Origin of the sequence: Methylobacterium sp. J-092 (assembly GCF_022829325.1) — a bacterium.
Classification (GTDB): domain Bacteria; phylum Pseudomonadota; class Alphaproteobacteria; order Rhizobiales; family Beijerinckiaceae; genus Methylobacterium.
Map to the genome: position 1 here is coordinate 1 of NZ_JAKSXU010000224.1, position 8,840 is coordinate 8,840.

Sequence of the window (8,840 nt, forward strand, 5' to 3'; positions counted from 1 at the left end):
ATCCACCGACGACGCCTTCGTCGACGCGCGCCAGTTCTCGATCGCGCCGAAGGTGTCCGGCTACGTCGTCGCGCTCTCGGTCACCGACAACCAGCACGTCGACACCGGCGCGACCCTGTTCCAGATCGACCGGCGCGATTATCAGGTCGCCCTCGAGCAGGCCCAAGCGCAGATCGCCTCGGCCAAGGCGTCGATCCAGAACGTCGACGCGCAGGTCGAGGCGCAGAAGGCGCAGATCGACGTCGCCAAGGCGCAGGTGACGCAGAACCAGGCGGCGCTCGACTTCGCGAAGGCGGATGCCGCCCGCTACAAGGATCTCGCCAGCCGCGGCGCTGGCACCGTGCAGCAATCGCAGTCCTCGACCTCGACCCTCGAGCAGCGCCAGGCCGCGCTGACGAGCGCGAACGCCAGCGTGGTGCAGGCGCAGAAGCAGATCGGCTCGCTCCAGGCGCAGCGGGTATCGGCCGAGGCCAGCCTCGCCAACGCCGAGGCGCAGGCGGCGCAGGCCGTGCTCAACCTCGGCTACACGACGGTGACGGCGGCGCAGCCGGGCCGGGTCGTGCAGCTCACCGGCGCGGTCGGGCAGTACGCCCAGGCCGGCCAATCGCTGGCGATGTTCGTGCCCGACGAGAAGTGGGTCGTCGCCAACTACAAGGAGACGCAGATCACCGACATGCGCCCGGGCCAGTCGGTGAGGATCGAGATCGACGCCTATCCCGACCGCAAGATCACCGGGAAGGTCGCCTCGGTGCAGCCCGGCTCGGGCACCGCCTTCAGCCTGCTGCCGGCGCAGAACGCCACCGGCAACTACGTGAAGGTGGTGCAGCGCGTGCCGGTGAAGATCGTCGTCGACGAGTGGCCGCAGGACGTGTCGATCGGCCCCGGCATGTCGATCGTGCCGACGGTGCGGGTGCGATGAGCGCCGGGGCCGCCGCGGCGGGCGGCGGTTCGCGCAAGGCCGGCGGCAAGGATGCGGGAAAGGCGAAGGCGACGTCCGGCGGCCTGCCGCGCACCGCGGGCGGCCACAGCCCGTGGGCGGTGGCGCTCGTCGTCGCGCTCGCGACCTTCATGGAGGTGCTCGACACCACCATCGCCAACGTCGCGCTCCGCTATATCTCGGGCGGGCTTGCGGTCGGGCCGGACGAGGCGGCGTGGGTGGTCACGAGCTACCTCGTCGCCAACGCGATCGCGCTCACCGCATCGAGCTTCCTGGCCAAGCGCTACGGCCGCAAGGCGTTCTTCATCGCCAGCGTTGCGCTGTTCACTGTCGCCTCGATCGCCTGCGGCTTCGCCTGGGACCTGAACTCGCTGCTGGTGTTCCGCGTGATCCAGGGGCTCGGCGGCGGCGGCATGGCGCCCCTGGCGCAGTCGATCCTCGCCGACTCGTTCCCCCCCGCCAAGCGGGGCCAAGCCTTCGCGCTCTACGGGCTCGCGATCGTCGTCGCGCCGGTCGTCGGCCCGACGCTCGGCGGCTGGCTGTCCGACAACGTCTCCTGGCACTGGTGCTTCCTGATCAACGGCCCCGTCGGCGTGATCGCGCTGGCGCTGATGTGGTGGCTCCTGGAAGATTCCGAAGCCGCGGTGAAGGAGCGCAAGGCGCTGCGGAAGAAGGGCATCCGGTTCGACGTCGTCGGCTTCCTCCTGGTGGCGACCTTCCTCGGCTCGCTCGAGGTCTGCCTCGACGAGGGCCAGCGCAAGGACTGGTTCGGCTCGCCGCTGATCCAGGTCTTCGGTGTTCTCGCCGTGGTGTCGTTCGTCGCGATGATCCCGTGGCTTCTGAGGGCGAAGAACCCGGCCGTCGACCTGCGCCTTCTCGGCAAGCGCCAGTTCGGCTCCTGCTTCCTGGTCATGCTCGCCACCGGCGCGATCCTGATCGCGACGACGCAGTTCATCCCGCAGATCACGCAGGACTATTACGGCTACACCGCCACCATCTCGGGGCTCGTGCTGGCGCCCGGCGGCCTCGTCACCGTGGCGATGATGCTGGTGATCGGGCAGGTGTCAGGCTACTTCCAGCCGAAATGGCTGATCGCCACCGGCGCGACGATCGTGGCGCTGGCGATGTACGACCTGACCCGGATCTACGGCGATTCCACGTTCTGGTTCTTCGCCTGGTCGCGGATCTACATCGGCATCGGCCTGCCGATGATCTTCATCTCGATCACCGCCGCCTCGTACGAGGGCATCGAGAAGTCGCAGACCGACCAGGCCTCGGCCTTGATCAACGTCGCCCGCAACGTCGGCGGGTCGATGGGCGTGTCGCTGGCGCAGAACATCCTGGCCTATCGCAGCCAGTTCCATCAGAGCCGGCTGTCGGAGAGCGTCACCACCACGAGCCCGGCCTACCAGGAGACCATGCGGCAGGCGACGCAGTACTTCACGGTGCACGGCACTCCCGGCGTCGACGCGCAGGGGCAGGCCACCGCCTGGATCGGGCAGCAGCTCGCGACGCAGACGGCGTTCTTCGCCTACATCGACGTGTTCTGGGCGCTTTGCCTCGTCTCGGCCTCGGCGGTGCCGCTGGCGATGATCCTCAAGCGGGTCGAGCGCGGCGGCGACGCGCCGGCGGGGCATTGAGGGAACGCCCTCCGAGATCCAGTGCGGCCGCGGATCGATGCGCCGGCGACGTTCGTCCGGTTCGACAGTTCGCGGGATAACGCTTACCGGCTGCAACCAGAAGAAATCATCTCGGCCCTGCGCGCCGAGCGGGAGGAAGCCGGCGTGCCGCGTTCATTGAGGACGACATCGACCGTTGCCGCCGTGGCGCTCCTTGCGCTCGCCCTGCCGGCGCGGGCCGCCGAGCCCGCCGGCGAGTGGCGGACCTTCGGGCACGACCATTCCAACCGGAATTTCTCCGATCTCTCGGCGATCGACCGGAGCAACGTCGGGCGGCTCCGGCCGGCCTGGATGTTCCAGACCGGGGTGACCGGCTACTTCCAGGCCCAGCCGGTGATGGTCGACGGCGCGCTCTACCTCTCGACCACGCAGAACAACGTCGCGGCGCTCGACGCGAAGTCCGGCCGGGTGCTGTGGACCTACACCCACAAGCCGCGCACCGAGAAGATCTTCGGGCCGCCCTCGAACCGCGGCGTCGCCGTCTCCGGCGGCCTCGTGTTCCAGGCGACGATGGACGGGCGGGTGATCGCGCTCGACGCCAAGTCAGGAAAGGTCGTGTGGGACCACGAGGCGGTGCGCCCGGAGGAAGGCGAGTCCGAGACCGCATCGGGGCTGACGGCGCAGCTCGGCGGCAAGCCGGTGCAGGGCTCGAGCCGCCTCGGCTTCAAGATGCCGCCGCTCGTCGCCGACGGTCTCGTCATCGTCGGGGTGAGCGGCGCCGGCTACGGGCTCCATGTCGAGGACGAGAAGGGCGGCCTCGACGGCGGCTCGGTCGTCGGGATCGAGGGCGGCTACGGGCGCCGCGGGTGGCTCGCCGCCTACGACGCGAAGACCGGCGAAGAGCGCTGGCGCTGGTACGTCACCAAGGCCGACGGCTGGGAGGGCGGATACGTCGAGACCACCGCCGACGGCGTCCCGCTGCATCGCGACGTCGCCGCCGAGAAGGCGGCAGCGCCGGCCAACCGAGAGGCATGGCGGGTCGGCGGCGGATCGCTCTGGATGACCCCGGCCTTCGACCCGGATCTCGGCCTGATCTACCTCGGCACCGGCAACCCGGCGCCGCAGAATTTCGGGCTCTCGCGGCCGGGCGACAACCTCTACACGATGAGCCTCGTGGCGCTCGACGCGAAAACCGGCGCGCTGCGCTGGTACTATCAGCAGGTGCCGCACGACGAGTGGGGCTACGACGTAGCGAGCCCGCCGTTCCTGCTCGACCTGAACGGGAAGGACGGCCCGGTGAAGGCGGTCGCCTCCGCCAGCAAGACCGGCTGGATCTACGTCCACGACCGCGCCACGGGCCGGCTGCTCGAGCGCTCGGCCCCGCTGATTGCGCAGAAGAACTTGTTCGCCCCCCCGACGGCGGAAGGCACCGTGGTCGCGCCGGGCCCCCTCGGCGCCGTGTCCTGGCCGCCGACGGCCTACGATGCCGCAAGCGGTCTCGCCTTCGCACAGGTCCGGCACGGGGCGACCACCTACACCGTCAAGACCGTGCCCGGCGGCCCCGGACGGCCGGAGATCCGCTACACCGAGACCGGCGAGGCGAAGGGCGAGCCGAGCTTCAGCACGCTCACGGCGGTCGACCTCGCCAAGGGCGGCACCATCGCGTGGTCGGTGAGGTCCGAGAGCCGGCTCGCCGGCGGCACGCTGGCGACGGCGGGCGGCCTGGTCTTCTCCGGCGAGGAGGACGGCCATCTCGACGCGCACGATGCCGGCACCGGCGAGATCCTGTGGCGGTTCCAGTGCGGCGCCGGCATCAGCGGCCCGGCGATCACCTACAGCCTCGACGGGAAGCAGTACGTCGCGGTGGCGGCTGGCGGCTCGTCCTTCACTAAGGCTTCCGGCTTCGGCACCGGCGACGCGCTGGTGGTGTTCGCGCTGCCGGACTGAGCGTGATCGCTCAGCCCTTCGGCCGCGCCTGCAGGATCGCCGCGCGGACGAACGGGCGCTTCAGCGCGATGCCGACATCCTCGCGCTCCATGAAGACCCGTGCGCCCTGGTGGTTGCGCACCGCCTTCATCAGGTTCAGCCGATAGCCCTGCCGGAACACGAAGATCGGCGGCAGCGGGTCGGCGAGGTAGGCGGCCACCGCGGCGTCGACCTCCTCCTCGGCGATGTGGTGGGCGTTGCAGAGGTCGCCGACGGTCTGGAAATCGATCATCCCATCGACATAGGGCGTCGCGCCCCGCCTGTCCCGGGCCGCGACCGCCGCCGTCGCGTTCGGGTCAGGCGACCGGGCGGTAGGCGGTGCGCAGGCGCAGGCCGAACACCGCGAGCATGGTCATGCCGCACAGGACGGTGTTGGCGTTAAGCAGCACGTTCTCGAACGAGGCCGAGATCACCGCCAGCATCCAGATGCGCAGGAAGAACAGCGTCTGAGCGTCGAGCGGCCGCCCGGCGCTGGCCCGCTGCAGGTCGCGGATCGGGGCCACGACGAGAGCGTTCAGGAGCAGCAGCGCGCCGGGCAAGCCCATGATCAGTGCGGCGTCGAGGAAGGAGTTGTGCGCCTGCGTCGCGGTCTGCACCCAGTCCGAGCCCGGGTCGGCGCCGCCGCCGTAGACGGTGCGGTCGGTCAGCCAGAAGGCGCCGTAGCCCCAGCCGCGGATCGGGTGCACGACGACGTGCTCGATCGCGAAAGCCCAGATCTCGTTGCGCGCGGTGAAGGTCGCGTCGGGAATGATCGCGTCCAGCACCGTTCGGATCGGCGGCAGCAGCACCGAACCGATGGTCGCGACGATGAGCAGCGCCACCGGGCCGACCAGCAGCAGCCCGCGCATCGTCCGCCCGCGCAGACGGCTGCACAGGACCGAGACCAGCAGGACGAGGGGCAGCACGGCCAGCGGCGTCTTCGAGCCGGCGAAGATCATGAAGACCAGCGCCCCCGCCGTGATGGTCCAGCCCAGGCCCCGGTGCAGCACGGCGGCGACGTAGAGGCCGCAGACCGCGATCATCGACATCGCCGAGCCGGCCTCGTTCTTGTGGGTGAAGATCCCGCGCCACAGGCCGATGTGGTTGTACTCGCCGGTGACGTCGAAGGCCGAGTGGATGGTGAGGTTGGGGACGAGCGCGACGCCGAGATAGCTCGCGGCCAGCACGATGCCGGCGGCGAGCGCCAGCGCGGTGGCGAATTGGCGCCCGTTGCGCGCGACCACGAGAACGCCAGCGGCGAGCAGCGCGACGATGCCGAACAGCACGATCCGGCGGATCGACAGCATCGGGTCGGTGGAGAGGAGGGTGGTGATGCCGAGCCAGCCGCCGAGCAGCAGCAGCGGCCAGGAGGCGAGGGGGCGCAGCCTGGCGAAGCCGAGCCGCCCGAGCACCATCAGCATCGCCGTGCCGAGGATGACGAACAGCGCCTGGGTGAAGAGGCTGCCGGTTTCCGGGTCGCTCAGGAGGCTGCGATTGGCGAGGTCGCTGAACCAGAGATGGTTCCAGAGCAGGACCAGCACGACGGTGACGAACGGCAGGCGGACGGCGTCCGGGATGTCGCGTCCCGGCAGCGATCGCGACCGCCTGACGGCCGCCTCAGCCCTGATGCCGTGCGCCGCTGACACGAACCCGCCCTCACCGGCCATCCGCGGTCTGGAACCGCGCACCATCATAGTCCGGACGGAACACGCCGTCGCCCCGAACCTGCCCGCGGTCTCGTCCGATCGCGGGTAACCTTAACGGAGCGATCAGCGCCGCCCGATCGTCATCGATTGCCGGCTCGTCGCCTGCGTCCGGAGGAAGGCCGCCATCTCGGCGAGCTCCGGCGCCTTCGACCGGAAGGTGACGGAGAGCGCGAGCAGGGTGTCGGCGTGGTCGAGCCCGAGATAGATCCGCTCCTGCACCGGCACGCGGGCGTTGCGCAGCGTCTCGGCGAGGCTCTGGGTGTTGCGCGGGCGGACGATCGTGTCGTCGGCGCCGGTCGCGAGGAAGGCCGGCGGCGCGCTCGGGCCGGCGAAGGTCACCGGCTGAGTCGCGCGCAGGTCCGGCGCCTGGCCGAACACCTTGCGCGAGGTGTCCTGGTCGAAGGGCAGGAAGTCGTAGGGGCCGGACAGGCCGGCGACCGCACGGATCACCTTCGGGTCGACCCCGGCCGCCTTGAGGTAGCGGGTGTCGAGGCCGAGCATCACCGCGTTGTAGGCACCGGCCGAGTGCCCGGCGAGCACGATGCGGCGCGGGTCGCCGCCATAGGTTGCGATGTTGTCGCGGACCCAGGCGACGGCGGCTGCGCCGTCCTCGAGGAAGCCGGGGAAGGGCGCCTCGGGATAGAGCCGGTAGTCCGGCAGCACGGTGACGAAGCCCTGCGCGGCGAGCGCCTGTCCGACGAAGGCATAATCCGCCTTCGAGCCGTTCTGCCAGGAGCCGCCGTAGAAGAACACCAGCACCGGCGCGTTCTCAGGCGCGTTCACGGGCGCGTAGACGTCGAGGCGACGCCGTGGGCCCTCGCCGAACGGCTCGTCCCGCAGCACCTGCCGGCCGCCGGAATCCCGCGGGCCGATCGCATCGAACAGGGCGAGCGGCGAGCAGGCGGCGATGCCGATTGCGGCGAGCGCGAGGCATGCCAGGCTGGCGAGAGCCGTGAGGATTCGTGTCATTCGATGTCCGATTGGGCCGCAAAGGCCAGATGCATGCGGCTCTGGGCGGATTCATGACCGGATCGCGCCGAACTCCGTCGACGCGTCAGGTGCGCAGCACGATGCAGGCGCCGCCGACGCTGCGGATCCGGCCGCACAGCCCGTCGGCCGCCTGCCGGCTCTCGGCCGGGATGCGGATGCGGTAGAACGCGCGGGTGCCGCGATTGCGCAGGCGCGTGCCGATGATCATCGGGCGGACCTCGCCGACCACCTTGGCGTAGGTGGCGCGCGCCCGGGAGAAGGTCGCCAGCGCCAGCGACTTCGAGAAGTTGCCGGCGAGCTGGATGCCCCATGGCGCGGCCGGCCCTTCGTTGGCGCCGATGGCGAAGCGGTCGCCGCGCGACGGGATGCGCAAGGCGGCCGTGACCTGAAGGCAGGTCTGCGCCGGCTCGGGTGCGGTCTCGGCCTTCGCCGACTCGGGCACCCGGGCGTCCGCGGGCTTCGTCCCGCCGGGTTTGGCCTCGCCCGGCTTGGTCTCGGCGCTCTTGGCCTCAGCGCTCTTGGCGTCAGCGCTTTTGGCCTCGCCCCCTTCCGGCGGCCCCATCTCGATCCGGGATGCGCCGCCGCGCCAGTCCTCGGCGGGCGCGCCGGTGATCGCGAGCACGTAGGCGCGGGTCTCGGCGGGTAGGCCGCCGCTGCCGGCAAGCCAGCTCGTCACCCGGCCCGGGCCGCCGTTGTAGGCGGCCGCCGCCAGGCCGAGATTGCCGAACTGCCGCTTCAGGTCGGCCAGCAGGTGGGCGGCATGCGGGATCGCCTGCTCGGGGTCGAACGGATCGGCCAGCCCGCGCTCGCGCGCCGTGCCGGGCATGAACTGGGCGACGCCCTGCGCCCCGACCGGGCTGACCACGCCGACGCGGAACGCGCTCTCGCGCCAGATCAATCGCGTCAGGAACGGCACCGGCAGCCCGCGCGCCCGCGCCGATCCCTCGATCAGCCGGCACAACGCCTGCTCGACGGTCTCGGTGGCGCCGTCCGACGGGACGGCGTGTGCGGGCGTGGCGAGGAGGAGGGTGGTCGCCAGGAGGGCGAAGGCGGCGCGATGCCGAGGGGATTTGAGCAACCCTCCGGCGATGCGAACCCATGCGTTGCACCAGGCATAATCAAGAATGCTGGTGTGATACCGATCCGAACACGCGCGTTTCCCTCTCCCCTCTGCGGGGGAGGGTGGGCCTCGCGTCAGCGAGGGTCGGGAGAGGGGAGCGACAGTGCCGGATGCGGCGCTCCCCTCTCCCGACCCGCTGCGCGGGCCACCCTCCCCCGCAGAGGGGGGAGGGAAGGGTGCTGAACGAGGGGCTATCTGCAAACACCTCACGCCACGAATGGGAACGGTCATGCCTCGCGATCGTGGCGTGAGGTGTCTGCAGATAGCCCCTCGTTCAGCACCCTTCCCTCCCCCCTCTGCGGGGGAGGGTGGCCCGCGCAGCGGTTCGGGAGAGGGGAGCGCCGCATCCGGCACTGTCGCTCCCCTCTCCCGACCCTCGCTGACGCTAGGCCCCCCCTCCCCCGCCGAGGGGAGAGGGAAACGCGCGTGTTCGGATCGGTATCACACCAGCATTCTTGATGATGCCTGGGGCAACGCATGGGTTCGCATAGTCGGTGGGTTGC

7 protein-coding genes are annotated in these 8,840 nt (G+C 70.7%); 3 read left to right on the forward strand and 4 right to left on the reverse strand.

The window, feature by feature from the left end; genetic code table 11:
• The 3 genes from MKK60_RS28010 to MKK60_RS28020 form a co-directional block, all read left to right on the forward strand.
• A partial coding sequence (locus MKK60_RS28010; protein ID WP_243989327.1) for an HlyD family secretion protein occupies positions 1-919 on the forward strand: 919 nt, incomplete at its 5' end.
• A complete protein-coding gene (locus MKK60_RS28015; protein WP_243935331.1) occupies positions 916-2,577 on the forward strand; it encodes a DHA2 family efflux MFS transporter permease subunit in 1,662 nt (553 codons plus the stop codon). The genes MKK60_RS28010 and MKK60_RS28015, both read left to right, overlap by 4 nt.
• 183 nt (positions 2,578-2,760) lie before the next feature.
• On the forward strand, positions 2,761-4,503 hold the full coding sequence (locus MKK60_RS28020; RefSeq protein ID WP_409567466.1) for a pyrroloquinoline quinone-dependent dehydrogenase: 1,743 nt from the start codon (positions 2,761-2,763) through the stop codon (positions 4,501-4,503).
• Between the two features lie 10 nt (positions 4,504-4,513).
• On the opposite strand, the gene MKK60_RS28025 is transcribed toward MKK60_RS28020, so the two are convergent.
• The 4 genes from MKK60_RS28025 to MKK60_RS28040 all read right to left on the reverse strand — a co-directional run bounded on the left by MKK60_RS28025 (position 4,514) and on the right by MKK60_RS28040 (position 8,295).
• Entirely contained in the window at positions 4,514-4,774 is a 261-nt protein-coding gene (locus tag MKK60_RS28025; RefSeq protein ID WP_147727069.1) for a hypothetical protein, read from the reverse strand.
• A gap of 64 nt (positions 4,775-4,838) precedes the next feature.
• On the reverse strand, positions 4,839-6,188 hold the full coding sequence (locus MKK60_RS28030) for an O-antigen ligase family protein (protein WP_243989329.1): 1,350 nt from the start codon (positions 6,186-6,188) through the stop codon (positions 4,839-4,841).
• Positions 6,189-6,290: 102 nt separating this feature from the next.
• Positions 6,291-7,196 (reverse strand): alpha/beta hydrolase, encoded by a 906-nt coding sequence (locus MKK60_RS28035; protein ID WP_243989337.1) that lies wholly within the window; start codon positions 7,194-7,196, stop codon positions 6,291-6,293.
• Between the two features lie 85 nt (positions 7,197-7,281).
• Positions 7,282-8,295, reverse strand: a complete 1,014-nt coding sequence (locus tag MKK60_RS28040) for a transglycosylase SLT domain-containing protein (protein ID WP_409567467.1) — start codon at positions 8,293-8,295, stop codon at positions 7,282-7,284.
• Between the last annotated feature and the right edge of the window lie 545 nt (positions 8,296-8,840).